The organism is Bacillus carboniphilus (assembly GCF_020524035.2).
In the GTDB taxonomy this organism is placed as follows: Bacteria; Bacillota; Bacilli; order Bacillales; family JAIVKR01; genus Bacillus_CC.
On record NZ_CP129013.1, the window covers coordinates 2,040,161 to 2,057,394 of the forward strand.

A 17,234-nucleotide genomic window follows, 5' to 3' on the forward strand; every position below is an offset into this window, starting at 1 on the left:
CTTTGTTAGTTACGAAGTGGCTTTCCTTTTACAAGCATATGCTGCATGCGTTGCTGAGATTTTGGTTCAGCTACTAGACTTAAAAATGCTTCTCTTTCTAAATCTAATAAATATTGCTCATCGACTTCAGTTCCAAATGGTACACGTCCACCAGCGATAACAAATGCAAGTTTTTCAGCAATTTTCAAATCATGCTCGGAAGCGTACCCTGATAAATGCATCGATCTTGCACCTAGTAACAAGGCAGCCATAACCTGACTCACCAACAACAGGAATTTTCTTTCTTACTGGTGTCGTGTATCCACCATCAAATAACGATATAACACGCTGTTTGGCATCATGTAACAAGTGATCACCGTTAATGCTAATTCCATCTTCCTTATTTAAGAATCCTAACGTTCTTGCTTCTTCTCCAGATGTAGACACTTTTGCAGTTGCAATCGTTTCAAATGTTTTGTTCGCTACATCTTGTAAGTCAAAGCCAACTTGACTATTCATCGTATCTAACAGCTTAATATAAAGCTCTTTGTTTCCTCCCCCCACCAGGGATTAAACCTACTCCAGCTTCAACTAATCCCATATACGTCTCAGAAGAGGCTTGGATTTGACTAGTAGGAAGACAGATTTCTGTTCCTCCACCAAGAGTCATACTATAAGGTGCAGCAACAACTGGCTTAGAGCTATATTTCATTTTCATCATGGCTTTTTGGAATTGACTAATCACCATTTCTACATCGAAATAGTTTTCATCTTGCGCTTCCATTAAAATCATCGCCAAATTGGCACCGACACAGAAGTTTTTCGCTTGGTTTCCTATAACAAGCCCTTTGTAGTTTTTATCTACTTCATCAAGAGCATAATTTAACATTTGGATAATATCTAATCCGATTGCATTATTAGGAGACGTAAATTCTAGTAACGCAACATCATCACCCAAATCAATTAAACTTGCTCCAGAGTTTTTCTTAATAACTCCTTTTGCCTCTTTCACTGTTTTTAAGTGAATGGCTTTTGGATTCTCATGGAATGCTCTATATTCGCCATTATGGTAATAGAAAGTAACCCCATTCTCTTGCTTATAGAATGTTTCGTTTCCTTTTTCAATGAATTCTTTTATCCAATTTGGAATCTTTTTACCTTCAGATTCCATCTTTTCTACTGCTTTATTTACACCAATCGCATCCCAAATTTCAAACGGACCTAGGTTCCAACCAAATCCCCATTTCATTGCTTGGTCAATCGCCATTACATCATCTGCAATTTCTCCAAGTAATTCAGCTGAATAAAGAAGGGGATGCACTCGTGATGTTCCAAAGCAAGTTCCCAGCTCGATCATCAGCATATAGAAGCGCTTTCAATTTGTTACGCGTTCCTTTTACTTGCTTAGCTCCCTCAATTGAAGCCGTTTTCAATTTCTTACGAGGAACATAATCCAAAAGATTGGTAATCTAGTTCTAATATTTCTTTTCCTTCTTTTTTATAAAAACCTTGACCCACTTTACTTCCTAACATACCTTCATCCAACATTTTCTTCATGAAGGAAGGCAGTTCAAAAACAGCTTTCTCGTCACCTTCAACCTTGTCATAAACATTTTTTGCAACGTGACCAAACGTATCTAGACCAACAACATCCAATGTTCTAAAGGTGGCACTTTTCGGTCTACCAATAAGTGGACCTGTAATAGAGTCTACTTCACCTACAGAGTATTCACCTTTGACCATTTCTTGGACAGTCACAAGTAATCCATACGTTCCAATTCGATTGGCGATGAAATTCGGTGTATCCTTTGCTTCTACAACACCTTTACCTAATTCATCTTCACCGTATTTCTTCATAAACGCTAATACTTCTGGGTCCGTATCTTTAGTTGGAATGACTTCTAACAACTTTAAATATCTTGGCGGGTTAAAGAAGTGTGTTCCTAAGAAATTTTTACGAAAATCTTCAGACCTACCTTCAGCCATCTCTTCAATAGAAATACCTGAAGTGTTTGAACTGACAATGCTCCCTGGCTTCCTATTTGCCTCAACTTTTTCAAATACTTTTTTCTTTATATCTAAGTTTTCAACTACAACTTCAATAATCCAATCTACATCTTTAAGTTTTTCAAAATCGTCTTCAAAGTTACCTGCTTCAATTAATAATAGGTTTTCTTTTGAAGTTAATGGTGCCGGTTTTTGTTTCAACAACTTTTTCATCGATTCGTTAACAATACGATTACGCACTACCTTATCTTCTAATGTTAATCCTTGCTTCGTTTCCTTGTCCGTAAGTTCTCTTGGGACGATGTCTAATAGTAATACAGGAATACCAATGTTCGCTAAGTGCGCGCAATTCCAGAGCCCATTACACCTGACCCTAAAACAGCAGCCTTTTTAATTCGCTGGACCATTTATTATCCCCCTTTAAGTTTGAATGAATAATCATTCATTTTTATTGTAAAAAATTTTATGAATATTTCTCCCACTACTTATACTATAAAATATTTTGAGGATGATCTCAATAGATTTGTTCCTATTTTTGTTTATTTTCAGTCTTGAAGGGTAAAATAGGCTCGAACATCCTTATGAGAGGTGAAATATTTTATGACAAAACGACAAAAGCAACCATCCAAAGCCGCTGTCAGTTCTTCTAGTGTAAAAGGAAATGCAGGACCTACAAATGAAATGGATGGCGGTGGAAAGAAAACGAGTCAAAACCAGCAATATGGTAAAGAAAATATGGGGACTGAATAGCTAACTTTATGGCCTGCTTTTTAATAGCTAAAAGCAGGCTCCTAATCAATTATTTTTTTACCATTCCTTTCAAAACAAACGCCACGTTAGCCGGTCGCTCTGCTAATCGTCTCATAAAATACCCATACCAGTCAGTCCCATAAGGAACATAAACCCTCATTCGGTATCCTTCTTTAACGAGCTCTCTTTGTCGATCTACACGAATACCATATAACATTTGAAATTCAAACTGTGATTTTGGGATGTTGTGTTTTTTAACTAATTGTTTTGTATAATTAATAATTTCATCATCATGTGTAGCGATTGCAGTATAGTTTCCATTTAACATATGAATCGCAATGATCTTTTTAAAGTTTTCATCTACATCTTCTTTTTTAGGAAAAGCTATTTCTGGCGATTCTTTATAAGCCCCTTTCACTAAACGTAAGTTAGGACTATATTGATTCAAATCTTGAATATCATCAACCGTTCTGTAAAGGTAGGCTTGCAAAACGGTCCCAACATTATCATATTCAGATATTAATCGTTTAAAAATTTCAAGGGTTTTCTCACATCTTGAATAGTCTTCCATATCTATCGTCACAAACACGTTATATTCTTTTGCTACTTTTAAAATTCTATTCATATTAAAAAGAACAATTTCATCAGATAAGTCCAATCCCATAGAGGTCATTTTTAAAGATAACTGAGAACGAAGTCCTTTTTGTCCGATTGCCTTGATTGCCTCTATACAATGATCTGCCATTTCATTTGCTTCAACTTCGTTATCAACAAACTCACCTAAATAATCAATCGTCACATCTAAATTTTCTTGATTTAATTTTCGAATAACATCGGAAGCAAGATTAATGGTTTCCCCTGCAACAAACCTTGAAGCACCAAATTTAAGTCCATATCGTTTAGCCAACTTTGTTAATGCTTTATTTTTCGATAAGAATAAAAATGAATTTCGTAAAATTTGTTCCATAGAACAACCTCCTAAAGACAAAATCACTCCTGATAATAACGTTAAATTTAGCTAAATCAAGCCATTCTTAGTTATTTTATATCGTCTGCCTTATAATATTTTATCATTAATCTCCCTTTGTTTAATATACTTTTATTTACTCAAGATAACAAGCAAATTAAAACGAACATGAAAAATGAACTTTGAATAAAAAATCAAACATGTGGAAGTCTATTATTGACTATTGTGTAAGGAGGAACAAACCAATATGCAACAACAAACGTCAACCAATCAAGTAACGAATACAATGAATCAGCCACCTAATGTTTTATCAACGAAAGATCTATTATATTTAGAGGACATGTTGTCTTGGAATTTAATTGCGATGAAAAAAGCACATTCCTTCGCGACTCAATGCACGAATCCGGAAGTACAAAATGAGTTAAATAAGGTGGGAGAAATGCACAACAAACACTATCAACAAATTTTACAAAAGCTCCAGTCTAATAACCAACAATCAATTCAGTAGGAGGGATCATAACTATGAATCAACAAAATCAACCACAAAAAATAGGAAATCCTGAAACGCCCATTTCAAAAACTCCTGAGATGAATGAAAGGGATTATGTCAATGACTTATTAGCCACTGAAAAATATATGACTGGTTCATATTGTACAGCTTTAAATGAAATGAGTCATGAATCCTTGTATAAAGACATACAAACTATTTTTAACGAAACACAAAACTGCCAGCGAGAAATATATGACCTTATGTTTAAAAATGGTTGGTATAAACTAGAGCCTGCTGAAACAACAAAAATAAACCAATCTTATCAACAATTTTCAACCTATGCCCAACAACAGTCTCCATATGTGCAATAAAGAAAAAAACATCAGAGCGCAATCAGCTGCTCCGATGTTTTTTAATTTTCCCTTTTTTGTTCAGCTCTATATGCTTGATTTAACGTCCGTATCTCCTCTATAAGTTCCTTCATAGCTTGTTTCCCTTCTGGAAATCTTTCATTCCAATGCTTGACTAAAGGGGGCATCGATTTGGAAATATAAGTATAAAGCACCCACGTTTCAACCTTTTTTTTGTAATTCTTCGTTCGATTCACCTAACATCAATTCTGTATATTTCTCTAATAAACTCCCAAACTGATCCGTAAATTCTTTATCCAACTCAATAGTCCTCCCCTCATATTTAGATCTATTAACTAGGCTAAACGATTATTCGCTTCCATTACCCTTCTCCCTTTTCCATGAGGGATACACATCGGTGTACCAAAAACGGGATCATTTGTAATACTACAATCCAAATTAAAAACATTGTTGACAAACCTTTCTGTCACAATTTCTTCCGGACGACCGTATTGAACAACTGTTTTTCCTTTTAAAGCAATGAGGTGATGAGCATATCTGCAAGCTAAATTTAAATCATGAAGGACCATCACGATTGTTCTCCCATTGTTCTCGTTCAGTTCAAACAATAAATCTAACACTTCTATTTGATGGCTCATATCCAAATAAGTCGTAGGTTCATCTAGAAGTAATATTTCTGTATTTTGTGCAAGTGTCATCGCAATCCATGCACGTTGCCTTTGTCCGCCGCTCAATGAATCAATCGGTTGATCCGCTATATGATCAATATGGGTTGACCTTAAAGCGTCCTGAACAATATCCTCATCTTCAATTGACCATTGTTTGAGCCATGATTGGTGAGGATACCTCCCTTGCCTAACTAGCTGATAAACAGTAATTGCTTCAGGAACCTCAGGAGATTGAGGAAGAATGGCCACTTGTTTTGCCACTTCTTTCGTCGATTGCTTATGAATGGATTCTCCGTCTAAGTATACCATCCCTTTTTTTCGGCTTTAATATTCGAGCGAGTGATTTCAATAAAGTAGACTTTCCGCAGCCATTTCCACCTATTAATGCTGTAATTTTCCCCTCTAGGTATGGATAAATTTAACTCTTCTATAATTAACTCTTTACCATAAGATAATGATAAGTTTTCTGCTACCAATCCAGTCATGCCTACCCCTTCTTTCTATACATTCCGATTAGAATACAACAAATAAAGAAAATAAGGTGCCCCTATTGCCGCAGTAAAAACACCTGCAGGTACTTGAATCGGAGCGAATAACGTTCTTCCGATTAAGTCAGAAGCAATCACAATCATTCCACCAACTAAAGCCGCTACAGGAAGCAGTGCTCCGTACATTGATCCGACTAATTTTCTAGCAATATGCGGGGCGATAAGTCCAACAAAACTAATGGCTCCTGCAAAGGCAACGGACATTCCTGTTAAAGAAACACTCAAAATAAACAATAAGCTTTTGGTTAACTGTACTTGGTTCCCTGTTCCACGAGCAATTGTATCTCCTAACTCCTGAATATTCATCATACGGATAGAGAAGAGCGACAAAATCATTAACAATAAAACGACTGGAAATAAGACATTAATTTGCTCCCAACTAGCTGTAGCAACGGTACCTGTAATCCAAACATTTGCTTGTTGAGCCTGATATAATGGTCCACTAATCATGAAAAGCGTTGTTAATGACTGTGTAAACAAAGAAATACCTATACCAATTAACACAAGTCGAATTGGGGATATCCCTTTAGACCAAGCAAAAATATAAATCAAGAGTCCTGTAAGAAATGCGCCTGTAATTGCAACGGCTGGAAGCCATTTAATACTCACTGTTAAAGACGTTGACATAGTAGAAAATTGCGTTAAAAATATAACGACAGCAAGTGATGCTCCTCCTGTAATCCCAATCACATCAGGTGACGCCAATGGATTCTTGACGATGTTTTGCAAAATAGTTCCTGCAACAGCTAAACATATTCCAACAAACAAAGACATTATGATTCTTGGCATACGAAAAGAAAGAATAAACAAGTTTTCTAGACTACTTCCATTTCCAAGGAATGTTTGAAAAACACGGATTAAACTAAAGTTTTTTTCACCTATCGCCGCACTACTAAGAATGAATAAAAATGTAAGTACGATTAATATGACGATTGTTATTAGGGCCTTCACATCAACTAAAAAGGAGAAATGATTTTTTGCCCTGACAGTGATATGTCTATTCATTTCCCTACACCCTTTCTAGCGATATAAACAAATAAAGGAATGCCAATTAATGACGTCATCACCCCTACTGGCGCTTCTTCTGGGCTAACAACATATCTGGCACTTATATCTGCAATGACAAGAAGAATCCCTCCAAGCAGTCCACTTAACGGGATAAGCCACCTATGATCTGTACCAATAATGAAGCGACTTACATGTGGAATAATAATACCTATAAAACCAATCGGACCTGCCACACTAACTGCACCACCAGCTAATAATACGACGGCTATCGCAGCTATTAAACGTGTATAGATTGTCTTTACTCCTAACCCCTCTGCTACTTCATCGCCCATCGATAGAAGATTTAGTTGATTCGCTATGTGGAAACTTAAAATGATGGCAAGAAACATAAATGGTAAAACTGGATAGAGTTGTTCTAAATCACGCCCTTGAACAGATCCTGCTAACCAAAATAAAACTTGATCTAAAGCTGCCTCATTAATCACAAGTAAGCCTTGAGTTAATGAAGAAAACAGGGCAGCAATCGCCGCGCCAGCCAGCGTAAGCTTCATTGGAGTAACTCCTTCTCTCCCAATAGAACTAAAAACGAAAACGACGATTGAAGCGATAGCAGCACCTAAGAAGGAGATAAACATAAACGATGTTACATCATTAATTCCTAAAAAAGAAAAGGCGAATACAATAAAAAAACCAGCACCAGAATTGATTCCTAAAATAGTAGGAGAAGCAAGTGGATTTCTCGTAATCGCTTGCATTAAAACGCCTGCTATAGCTAGCCCTGATCCAACTACAGCCGCTATAATTGAACGGGGCAGCCGCACGGTTTGAACAATTAAATGATTGTTTTCACCATCAAAAGAGGTAAACGATCGATACACTTCCCCCCATCCGATATCCGTGTATCCATATACTAAACTAGCAAGCATTGACATTATAAGAATAAATAACAGTAATATGAGAACAAAAACCTTAGTGATTATAGTAGAATGTCTAAACAAGATTTTCACACTTTCTATTGATAATGAGAATTATTTTCACTATTTATCTTGACATTTATTATTATACCAAATATTATATCTTATGTGAATGATATTCATTATCAATAAATTTCAATACATAACTTAGGGGGATTATAGATGAAAAAAGCATGGCTATTTGGGCTTGTTCTTTTACTTGGGCTCATGACTGCTTGTGGCAACTCTGAAACTGCAAGCTCTGATGAGAAAAATAAAGATGATAATAAAACTGAGGATACTAGTTATACAATCGAACACGCTATGGGTGAAACAACATTAGAAGAAACACCTGAAAAAGTTGTTGTTTTAACGAACGAAGGTACAGAGGCTCTTCTTGCAGTTGGTGTTAAACCGGTAGGGGCTGTTCAATCATGGTTAGGGGATCCTTGGTATGATCATATTGCTGATGAAATGGATGGAGTAGAAGTAGTTGGAAACGAAATGGGTCCTGACTTAGAAAAAATCGCTACCCTAGAACCAGATTTAATTATCGGAAATAAAGTACGTCAAGAAGCTTTTTACGATAAGCTTAATGAAATTGCGCCAACGGTTTTCGCTGAAACGTTAACAGGCAATTGGCAAGCAAATTTCGAATTATATACAAAGGCATTAAATAAGGAAGAAGAAGGAAAAGAAGTCATCGCTCAATTTAATGACCGCATCGAAGAAGTCAAAACAAATCTTGGAGAAAAAACAGACCAAACTATTTCGGTTGTTCGTTTCCAAGCTGATATGGCGAGAATCTATTATAAAGATTCATTCTCGGGTGTGATCCTTGAACAATTAGGTTTTAAACGTCCAGAAAACCTTGAAGCATTGTTTGATGGCAACGAGTACGGCAATTTTGCAATGGAAGTAACGAAAGAGCAAATTCCAGAGATGGATGCAGATCATTTATTCTATTTCACGTACGCTCCTCCATATGACGAAAAATCATACGACGGAGCAATGAAAACTGAAGAAGAATGGACAAACGATCCACTTTGGGAGAAATTATCTGTTGTTGAAGAAGGCAATGTAAAACGCGTTGAAGATTCAATTTGGAACACAGCAGGTGGCGTTAAAGCAGCAAACTTGATGATTGATCAGCTTGAAGCATACTTTGCTGAATAATTAAGAAAAGCGAAAGCGACCGTTTAGCAACGAAGGGGCTTGAGCACTCCGTATGAGATAAAGGAAACACGAAAAGCCGCAGGCTTCGATGTTGAAGAAATGGAACATCATCGTTGTCCACGTCCTGTGGACAACGATGATGCTAGCACTTCCTGTGCGTCGAAAAACTTACGAATCGTTGGGCGCTGGAGCTAGACAATAAGAAAAGCGAAAGCGACCGTTTAACGACGCATATAAAAAGAGGAATATCAACTTAAAGAGGTATTGATCAGTTAAATAACTGGTAAATGCCTCTTTTTTCATCCATTCATAATTGTCATGTTTAAGGATAAGCTATGTGAAAAGGAAGATTCGGAGGAAATCCAATGTTTCAAGCAGCCTTTTGGGGGGCAGTATCCGGTTCAAGTATTCTTTTAGGAGCTTTTTTCGCACAGTTTAAGTTTTTCACTGCAACAAGGACGGCCTTTATTATGGCATTTGGAACCGGAGTGTTAATTGGTGCAGCTTCTTTTGAACTTTTAGATGAATCTTATTCACAAGGTGGGTATCTTTCCAGCTCGATCGGCTTTTTAAGTGGGGCGATTATTTATACCATAATAGAATTCATTCTTGCTAAAAAAGGAGGGAATGAAAGGAAGCGTTCAACCCCTAATCCTAAAGGGCATTCTGGCTTATCCATTTTCTTTGGAACACTGTTAGATGCGATACCAGAATCGATCATTATCGGGGTAAGCTTGTTAGAAGGAGGAGGATTAAGCTTTTTAATGGTCATCGCCGTTTTCATTAGTAATTTTCCTGAAGGTCTTTCTAGCACAAAAGGGCTCCTTGAGGATTATTCTAAACGAAAAATATACTTTTTATGGTTTATGGTTGTTGTATTAGCTACCGCAAGTTCTTTTTTTTGGATATGTATTTCTTGCAGACACAAACCCTCATATTACCGCTTTTATCGGTGCTTTCGCAGCCAGGAGGAATCATTGCCATGATTGCTTCAACAATGCTTCCTGAAGCCTTTGAAGAAGGAGGACCTATCATCGGCCTCCTATCATCTTTAGGTTTACTCTGCTCCTTTTTATTATCGCACCTTTAGAGAATGATAAAAAATGGACGAGAGTTTCTGGTCGTTAACAACCACATTGCTTTATAGCTTTTAACCATGTTATTCAAACTTATTAATAAGGTCGTTTAATTCACTAGAAAGATTGGCTAAATCCACTGCCTCTCTCTCGATTTCTTCCATAGATGAATTGGATTGTTGAACAAAGGCCGTAGCTTCTTCGACAGCTGCGGCACTCTCTTGAGAAATAGAGGCAATATCATCAATAGAAGCATCCATACGATTCCCATTCTCGGCAATATCATTTAATTCATTTGATGTTCTTTCGATCAATTGACTAATCCCTTCTAAGACTTCACGAATTTTGGAAAATGTCTCACCTGTGCTCTTTATTCGACCATTGCCTTCCTCAACTGTTTCAAATACATTTTTTTTAGATGCTTAGAGACTTCTGTCGTTTCATTTTGTACACTTCCAACTATATTTGTAATCTCCTCGACTGAGGTAGACACTTGTTCAGCTAATTTTCTAACCTCATCTGCTACAACGGCAAATCCTCTTCCATGTTCTCCTGCTCTAGCTGCTTCTATTGCTGCATTTAAAGCTAATAAATTAGTTTGTTCAGCAATTGTTTGTATAACCGTAACGAGATTATTAACGGACTTCGTTTGATCCTGTAATGAGTTTACCTTTGTAAGAGACTCGCTTACACTTTTATGAATATTACTCATAGAATGAACAGACTTCTCCATTAAGTCCACTCCTTCTTCAGTTGTTCCAACTACTTCAATTGCAGAGTTTTTAGCCATGTCTCCGTTATCCTTCGCCATTTTAATAACTGAAACATACTTCCTCATATCATCAGACAAATGGCTTGTTCTCTCCACCTGAACTTCTACTCCTGAAGCGATTTCTTGCATCGTACTGGCAATTTGCCCCGTTCCTTGTTTCATCTCACTTGAAGACTGTGAAAGTTGAATACTCCTCTCTCTTACTTGTCTTGATATCGCGATTATGCTACTCACCATCGCTTCTAAATCTTCATTCATCTTTACAATGGAAGATGACAACTGTCCTATTTCACTATTTTCAGATAATGATAACTCCATGGAAACACCTTTTGCAGTCGTTAGTTTACCAGTTGCTATAAACTTAGCCACCGTTGTAATCTTTGTCAGTGGTTTTAACCTCTTATTTATATACCGATAGATAAACAACACAATTACGGTAAGAGCGATCAAATTAGTAACAATAACAACAGGTAATTGATCCATTAATACTGAATACGTGATGGAAGAGATCATGGATGTATTGGCATCAACCCCCACAACTCCTATTACCTCTCCCTTTTCATCTATAATAGGGCTAAATGCCGTCAAGTACTCTCCTTTTTCATTATCGTATAAAACGTCCGTTACAAACGCATCATCCTTTAACACTCTCTCAATTGTCGCTTTTGATATATTAGGTAAAGGATCACCTATATCATATCTCACCTTTGAATCTGAGTTTCCTCCATCAATAAGGATCACAGGTTTATTTGTTTCCTCATCGATCTCTACTAAGTAAACATACTCAGAGTCTGTATTCTCTTTAAATTCTCTTAACTGCTTTTCTATTTGAAAGTATTGAACATTTTTATTCTTTGCCTTTATAAAACTTCGATAATCTTGTGCTTCTATCTTACTTGATATAAACTTTGCATTATTAATGGTGTACTCTGAAATACTATTTTTTACGGATTGCAAAGATGTATAATAAAGTAACAAAGAATTACCGATTAAGTATACAATCAACAACATAAGAATCACTCTTGATATTTGTCTACTTAACCTCTTTTCTTTTCTTTTTCCTTTCGTCATTCGCCACCACTCCTATTTTATTTATTTCCACTTCCTTCATAGTCATAGGTCTATAGTAGTATATCGTCCTAAAAACAAAAGGTTTTTAGAGGTTGTTCAAAAAGTCATGAAAAAGAATGTCAAAATTGAGTTGAATCCTGTCAGATAATCAACTTGCACGTAAAAAAGCACCCCAACTCTCATATGAGCTAGAGCGCTTCTTAATATAAAAGCGGATTACTTTTCTGTTAGTGACATGAACTCTTCTACATCTTCCACTATTAAATCAAGACCTTGCTTCCAAAATGATGGAGAGGTTAAATCTACTCCTAAATGCTTTTCAGCTAATTGTTCAACCGTCATTGAGCCAGTATCCTGCAATAATGAAATATATTTCTCTTCGAACTCTTTTCCTTCTTCAATTGCTTTCGCATAAATACTTAAAGAGAATAAATAACCGAAAGTGTAAGGAAAATTGTAGAACGGTACATCTGTGCTATAAAAATGAAGCTTAGATGACCAGAAGCTTGGATGATAACTTTCTAGAGAATCAAGATAAGCTTTTTTTTGAGCTTCTTCCATTAATTTATTTAATCGTTCTGGTGACACGAATCCACTCTTTCTTTCTTCATAAAAGTTGGTTTCAAAAATGAACCGAGCATGAATGTTCATTAAGAAGGCAACACTTCTTTGTAATTTGTCATCCAACAAAGTGATTTGTTCATCTTTTGAGTTCGCTTCTTTATAAGAAGCATCCGCTACAATCATTTCAGCATAAGTAGAAGCCGTTTCTGCTACATTCATGGCGTACATACGATTAAGAGGATGTACATTCTTCATTACGTCTGAATGAAAAGCGTGACCTAATTCATGTGCCAAAGTAGAGACGTTAGAAGGAGTACCCGAATACGTCATAAAAATGCGAGATTGTTCACTTTCTATAAAACCAGTACAAAATCCTCCTGGACGTTTACCTGCACGATCTTCAGCTTCAATCCAGTTTTCTTCAAATGCCTTTTTAGTAAATTTACCTAACTCCTCTCCAAATTGAGAAAAATGCTTAAAAATAAATTCTGCACCTTCTTGATAAGATTTTGTAGAAACTTTATCGTTTATCGGAGCATCTACATCAAACCAAGATAATTTTTCAATATCAAGTAATTGTGCTTTACGGTTCAAATATTTAACCAAATACCCTTTATATTCTTCGATGGTATTCCACATAGCGTCAAGTGTTGATTGTGTCATTCTATTGATATCAAGAGGTTCACTTAAAATATGATCCCATCCTCTAGCTTTATAACTGGAGATACGAAAGCCAGCTAGATGATTAATCGTTCTTGACAAAAGATTAGCTTGCTCTTCCCAAGCCATCTCCCATTTTTTAAAAGCTTCTTTTCTAATTGATCTTTTTTTCGTGAGAAAGGTAATTATGTAATTGACCAACAGATAAATGTTTTTCTTCTCCTTCAATTGTAAGAGGAATTTCTATTGACGAAACAATATCATTATAAAGTTCACCCCAGCCATGATAGCCATCGACGGATAATTGCTCTATTAAAGCCTCTTCAGATGCTGACAGCTTCTTTAAGGCAATTTGTCTTCTTTCGTTTAATACAAAAGATAAGGGCTGCACTTTTTCTTGTTGTAAGAAAGTATTCCATTTGTCTTCATTCATTTCGGCAAGCTGAAGATCAAGAATAGTGTTAGCTGTCTTAAAAGTGGACATGATCGAAGTAATTTGACTATTAAGCTGAACAGCCTTCTTATCAGACATATCTTGAGCCTGCAAACAACTAACAAAAGATAATGCTTGACTTAATTGTTTTATTATTGCTGCACTTTTATCAATTGACTGAAATAATTCCTTACCCTCTTTTACTAAAACTTCAAATTGATTAACCTCTTTATTTAATCGTTGTAAATATTCTTGAAATTGTTTTGATTCACTTTCACCCTCAAAAAAAACATCTAAATCCCATGTTTCTTTAAGTTTTTCCATTTTATCAACCCCTTGTTACTCATTTTCTTTCGACTAACGAAAGACTTTCCTTTCCATTATAACACAGTCATACTACCTTCCCTTTTACAATTTTGCTACCTTAAAGAAATAAATACCACAAGTGACAAGAAATAGCACCATTACTCCATAAATAAGGTTATTAGAGATCGTTTTGGATGAACTGACAAAAGAGGATTGATTGATCGAATTTGACTTCTCATCAAACTCCACTTTTTGTAATCCAATCTCTTTAATTGTTCGCCCATCTTCCCCCGTAATAATCATTGAATCTCCTTTTACATTTTGCTCAATCTTTTCATCTTTATATTTCACGTAAAATTGCTCTTGACTTAACTCATATGAATCTCCTTGATATTCATAAGTTTGATCGTTAACAACCGAATCAATCGCAAAATGATCAAAACCATATGTTAGCAACTCAATTGTATCTTGATAGGCTAATCGGTCGTAACTGGCTTTCATGGTTACAACGATTACGTTTAATCCATCTTTCTGAGCATTCGTGACTAAAGTAAAACCCGATTGATTTACAAATCCATTCTTTCCACCTACTACTTCAGGATAATCATTACTAATCAATAGTTTATGATGATTATATAAAGTAGTATCCCATGATTGACCATCCCAATCCATTTTTTTCATCCCAAATATAGTTGAAAAAGTTTGATTTCGAATAGCGTATGCTGTGATTTTCGCCATATCACTAGCTGTTGTATAATGATCTTCATTAAATAAACCATGTGGGTTGGTAAAATGAGTATTTTCTATGTTTACATTTTCTTTTAAATATTTGTTCAAATCTACTGCAAATTGTTCAACACTGCCACTTAAATGTTCTGCAATCGCTATTCCTGCATCGTTACCTGAGTTGATTAGTAGCCCCTTCACTAACTTATCAAGTGAAACTTCCTCTCCAGCCTCTAAATATACCCGTGTACCATCAGCCTCTCGTGCTCGTTCACTCACCTTCGTAACATCTTGTAAATTTCCGTTTTCTATAGCATATATGGCTGTAGCAATTTTCGTTATACTAGCAGGATACATTTGCTTTTCTTCGTTTTTAGCATATAATACATCCCCACTTGTTGCTTCAATTAAGATAGCTGCCTCACTCTCAACCGTTGGAGTGTCCACTTCTGCTCCTGCAATGGCAGGGGAAACTAATAGTATAAAAAACAAAAAAACTATGAATCTCTTAATGAACAAATTATTCACCTACTATCTCTTTATTTCTATTAATTGGTTCTTTTTGTCTATTTTTTCTATTATTTTATTTAGGTCGTTTTTCCTAATTATCATATCACAACAATTAATTTATGAAAAAACCAATACATAGTAGAGATAAAGGAAAATGTAAGTGTAATTATTTTCTCTAACAGAAAAAACTAACCGCTCGTAAAAAACGGTTAGTCATTTCCAAACATGGATATATGATTACGTTAAAGAAAGGTTTCGTTGAATAGTAGGTTTACTTAATGCGGGAGAATCTATGTAGTCATGGTCATCTAATAAACTTTGCGGCCCAATATATTGAGCACCATCACCAAAGTTCTCCCCGTAGCCTTGATTTTTCTTTGTGGAGTTACTTAAATCTGCGAGGAAGCTTTGACCGATATTTAAAGAAGAGCAGCCATCAATTGTGGTGACCTTTATAAAAGCAACATTTATATTCATAGGTTTTTGATTCGTCATACTACACTCCTTTTATCCTTTTACCTCTATACTATGTAACTAATCCTTTGAAAATGACCATTTTTTGATGGAGGGACTTTTCATCCCTCCCTACCTTGAAAATAAATACTCCAAACACCTTAAAGCGAGAGTTTTTTTCTAGTGAAATTTACATTTCCCACTTTTGTGCTTCGGAATGTCTTCTCTTTCATAAAAAACGATTGCATTTAACGCCCTTGAACCATACGATACTGTAGTACTGCTATCTGAATCATTTCTAACAGCTAATATTTCATAAATATTGTTCCCTCTAGCAGGCATCATATCGCAATAAGTTAACATGGGAGAAAAAGTAAAAGTTAAACCACCTGGAATGCTTGGAAAACTTGCAGAGGAGTTTGTTGTTGCAATAGTCTCACCATTTCTAGTTAGCATATAATCAATGTCCTGACCAAAACCAGCTCCTACCCCTTCAGAAATTGAAGTCATTTCATCTGCAAAAAAGTCAAGCTTTACCGTGACCTTTTTACAAAATACTGTTGGTGCAGTGCAAACTGCAAGGCGTAGAAGTCTTCTAGTTTGACCTGGGCTTATCGAAAATGATGACGTATCTTGTGTACAAAATAGTTGAGGACTTGAACATTCACTCATAGTCTTATACCTCCTTATCAGTTAGTCTATATCATATTATTCAACTCATAAGATAGTGTACAAGACAAATGTCTAACTTAAATAAAAATATACGAATGACTAGGTTTCAATATTGAAATTAAAACCATGAATTTATTTGCCATACTAAAAAACCTCGATAAGTGAACTCATCGAGGTGAAAAATGGACTAAGTATGTGTGAATGGATTAGTAACATTCACAATCGTCATCTTTTCCAGGGAATACCGAAGGACATTGTGGAGGAAATGGTTCTGTTTTACAGAGGTGACAGGTATTTCTTCTCTAGGAGAGCAGAATTTACCTTCAATTTGAATTTTAACATTCGTTTCCATTTGAACGCTTAAACAGAAAGTAATCGATATATCTAACTGTTGGAAATAAGAATCTACACATAACAAGTCAGCATCGCATTCGAAAAATGTAACATGACCATTTAATTCGGTTCCTTCTGGTGCGCATAAGAAGAATGTTTGAGAGCTGATGCGAATGGGATAGGGTCTGATGTACAAACATTCCCTTTTGCATCACAAATTTCAACTACTACAAAGCCTTTTACTAATACTTTCACCTTTTGCAAAATGATTTTTTTTCCTGAAGGAAGAGTCGTACTAACATCTTGTCTCCCATTAATTTGGGTTATTTCTTGAACAAGAATAGAACCTGGACTGTTTGGATCTACAGGCTTACCAAGTGAGTTTGTTAAAAAACATTTGACCTGTGCATTTGAGGTATCAATTACTGCGCATGGATCATCACAGCCTCCTGTTACCCCTCCACCAGTTACTCCATCACAATCAAATCCTATCTGTATTAAATCATGAAGAGATATTAAGGGTAAGTCAACTTGGCGCTCTACCCAATCATATACTTTTGGGACACGAATACACAGCTTTTCTCTTTCTCTTTGCTCATACATGATGTCTGTAAACCTCCTATGCTCAAAGTAGATACATCTAATATATATGAGCGTGGTGCTTGTAACATTTCAACAAATATAATAAAAGCTTGTTTCTCCATAAAAATAATAAGTAAGGATTTAATGAACAAAAGATGA

At 35.8% G+C, this 17,234-nt stretch carries 14 protein-coding genes and 4 pseudogenes; 5 read left to right on the forward strand and 13 right to left on the reverse strand.

The annotated features are described in order from the left end of the window. Positions 1-5: 5 nt before the first annotated feature. Positions 6-2,393, reverse strand: a pseudogene (locus LC087_RS10480) (3-hydroxyacyl-CoA dehydrogenase/enoyl-CoA hydratase family protein). Positions 2,394-2,586: 193 nt separating this feature from the next. On the opposite strand from LC087_RS10480, the gene LC087_RS10485 reads away from it, so the two are divergent. Further along, positions 2,587-2,736, forward strand: coding sequence for a YuzL family protein (locus LC087_RS10485; RefSeq protein ID WP_226541106.1), 150 nt, complete (start codon positions 2,587-2,589; stop codon positions 2,734-2,736). A 49-nt stretch (positions 2,737-2,785) separates the two neighbouring features. Here LC087_RS10485 and LC087_RS10490 read toward each other — a convergent pair whose 3' ends face one another. Beyond that, positions 2,786-3,703, reverse strand: coding sequence for a proline dehydrogenase family protein (locus LC087_RS10490; RefSeq protein ID WP_226541107.1), 918 nt, complete (start codon positions 3,701-3,703; stop codon positions 2,786-2,788). Between the two features lie 247 nt (positions 3,704-3,950). Between LC087_RS10490 and LC087_RS10495 the strand changes: the two genes are divergently transcribed. Then, on the forward strand, positions 3,951-4,211 hold the full coding sequence (locus tag LC087_RS10495) for a hypothetical protein (protein WP_226541108.1): 261 nt from the start codon (positions 3,951-3,953) through the stop codon (positions 4,209-4,211). A gap of 14 nt (positions 4,212-4,225) precedes the next feature. Beyond that, positions 4,226-4,564 carry a spore coat protein gene (locus LC087_RS10500; protein WP_226541109.1) on the forward strand — a complete coding sequence of 113 codons (339 nt, stop codon included), beginning with the start codon at positions 4,226-4,228 and terminating at the stop codon, positions 4,562-4,564. A 41-nt stretch (positions 4,565-4,605) separates the two neighbouring features. On the opposite strand, the pseudogene LC087_RS10505 reads toward LC087_RS10500, so the two are convergent. From LC087_RS10505 to LC087_RS10520, 4 genes and pseudogenes are all read right to left on the reverse strand, one after another. Next, positions 4,606-4,864 (reverse strand): annotated as a pseudogene (locus LC087_RS10505) (DUF2573 family protein). Between the two features lie 35 nt (positions 4,865-4,899). Beyond that, positions 4,900-5,717 (reverse strand): annotated as a pseudogene (locus LC087_RS10510) (ABC transporter ATP-binding protein). Positions 5,718-5,732: 15 nt separating this feature from the next. Then, the gene (locus LC087_RS10515) at positions 5,733-6,785 is read right to left on the reverse strand and encodes a FecCD family ABC transporter permease (protein WP_226541112.1); all 1,053 of its coding nucleotides are present in this window, start codon (positions 6,783-6,785) and stop codon (positions 5,733-5,735) included. Further along, complete coding sequence (locus tag LC087_RS10520) at positions 6,782-7,720, reverse strand: FecCD family ABC transporter permease (protein WP_226541188.1); 939 nt, start codon at positions 7,718-7,720, stop codon at positions 6,782-6,784. The genes LC087_RS10515 and LC087_RS10520 overlap by 4 nt, the downstream gene beginning before the upstream one ends. A 204-nt stretch (positions 7,721-7,924) precedes the next feature. Here LC087_RS10520 and LC087_RS10525 point away from each other — a divergent pair, with 204 nt between their 5' ends. After that, positions 7,925-8,917 carry an ABC transporter substrate-binding protein gene (locus LC087_RS10525; RefSeq protein ID WP_226541114.1) on the forward strand — a complete coding sequence of 331 codons (993 nt, stop codon included), beginning with the start codon at positions 7,925-7,927 and terminating at the stop codon, positions 8,915-8,917. A gap of 365 nt (positions 8,918-9,282) precedes the next feature. Next, complete coding sequence (locus LC087_RS10530) at positions 9,283-9,903, forward strand: ZIP family metal transporter (RefSeq protein WP_371932584.1); 621 nt, start codon at positions 9,283-9,285, stop codon at positions 9,901-9,903. Between the two features lie 173 nt (positions 9,904-10,076). On the opposite strand, the gene LC087_RS10535 is transcribed toward LC087_RS10530, so the two are convergent. From LC087_RS10535 to LC087_RS10565, 7 genes and pseudogenes are all read right to left on the reverse strand, one after another. After that, complete coding sequence (locus LC087_RS10535) at positions 10,077-10,307, reverse strand: hypothetical protein (protein WP_306019545.1); 231 nt, start codon at positions 10,305-10,307, stop codon at positions 10,077-10,079. A 56-nt stretch (positions 10,308-10,363) separates the two neighbouring features. Further along, complete coding sequence (locus LC087_RS10540) at positions 10,364-11,836, reverse strand: methyl-accepting chemotaxis protein (RefSeq protein ID WP_306019546.1); 1,473 nt, start codon at positions 11,834-11,836, stop codon at positions 10,364-10,366. Positions 11,837-12,052: 216 nt separating this feature from the next. Further along, positions 12,053-13,817, reverse strand: a pseudogene (locus LC087_RS10545) (M3 family oligoendopeptidase). A gap of 84 nt (positions 13,818-13,901) precedes the next feature. Further along, the gene (locus LC087_RS10550) at positions 13,902-15,017 is read right to left on the reverse strand and encodes a D-alanyl-D-alanine carboxypeptidase family protein (RefSeq protein ID WP_226541121.1); all 1,116 of its coding nucleotides are present in this window, start codon (positions 15,015-15,017) and stop codon (positions 13,902-13,904) included. A 255-nt stretch (positions 15,018-15,272) separates the two neighbouring features. Continuing rightward, positions 15,273-15,530, reverse strand: coding sequence for a hypothetical protein (locus LC087_RS10555; RefSeq protein ID WP_226541122.1), 258 nt, complete (start codon positions 15,528-15,530; stop codon positions 15,273-15,275). Between the two features lie 138 nt (positions 15,531-15,668). Continuing rightward, positions 15,669-16,160: a hypothetical protein gene (locus tag LC087_RS10560; RefSeq protein ID WP_226541123.1), complete on the reverse strand. Its 492-nt coding sequence runs from the start codon at positions 16,158-16,160 to the stop codon at positions 15,669-15,671. A gap of 453 nt (positions 16,161-16,613) precedes the next feature. Further along, positions 16,614-17,096, reverse strand: coding sequence for a BMQ_0737 family morphogenetic spore coat protein (locus LC087_RS10565; RefSeq protein ID WP_306019547.1), 483 nt, complete (start codon positions 17,094-17,096; stop codon positions 16,614-16,616). Positions 17,097-17,234: the final 138 nt, after the last annotated feature.

What these genes read in the sequence shown, in the direction of transcription:
- LC087_RS10485 (WP_226541106.1), top strand. Translation starts at nt 2,587, where the DNA reads ATGACAAAACGACAAAAGCAACCATCCAAAGCCGCTGTCAGTTCTTCT.
- LC087_RS10490 (WP_226541107.1), bottom strand. Translation starts at nt 3,703, where the DNA reads ATGGAACAAATTTTACGAAATTCATTTTTATTCTTATCGAAAAATAAA.
- LC087_RS10495 (WP_226541108.1), top strand. Translation starts at nt 3,951, where the DNA reads ATGCAACAACAAACGTCAACCAATCAAGTAACGAATACAATGAATCAG.
- LC087_RS10500 (WP_226541109.1), top strand. Translation starts at nt 4,226, where the DNA reads ATGAATCAACAAAATCAACCACAAAAAATAGGAAATCCTGAAACGCCC.
- LC087_RS10515 (WP_226541112.1), bottom strand. Translation starts at nt 6,785, where the DNA reads ATGAATAGACATATCACTGTCAGGGCAAAAAATCATTTCTCCTTTTTA.
- LC087_RS10520 (WP_226541188.1), bottom strand. Translation starts at nt 7,720, where the DNA reads ATGTCAATGCTTGCTAGTTTAGTATATGGATACACGGATATCGGATGG.
- LC087_RS10525 (WP_226541114.1), top strand. Translation starts at nt 7,925, where the DNA reads ATGAAAAAAGCATGGCTATTTGGGCTTGTTCTTTTACTTGGGCTCATG.
- LC087_RS10530 (WP_371932584.1), top strand. Translation starts at nt 9,283, where the DNA reads ATGTTTCAAGCAGCCTTTTGGGGGGCAGTATCCGGTTCAAGTATTCTT.
- LC087_RS10540 (WP_306019546.1), bottom strand. Translation starts at nt 11,836, where the DNA reads ATGACGAAAGGAAAAAGAAAAGAAAAGAGGTTAAGTAGACAAATATCA.
- LC087_RS10555 (WP_226541122.1), bottom strand. Translation starts at nt 15,530, where the DNA reads ATGACGAATCAAAAACCTATGAATATAAATGTTGCTTTTATAAAGGTC.
- LC087_RS10560 (WP_226541123.1), bottom strand. Translation starts at nt 16,160, where the DNA reads ATGAGTGAATGTTCAAGTCCTCAACTATTTTGTACACAAGATACGTCA.
- LC087_RS10565 (WP_306019547.1), bottom strand. Translation starts at nt 17,096, where the DNA reads ATGTATGAGCAAAGAGAAAGAGAAAAGCTGTGTATTCGTGTCCCAAAA.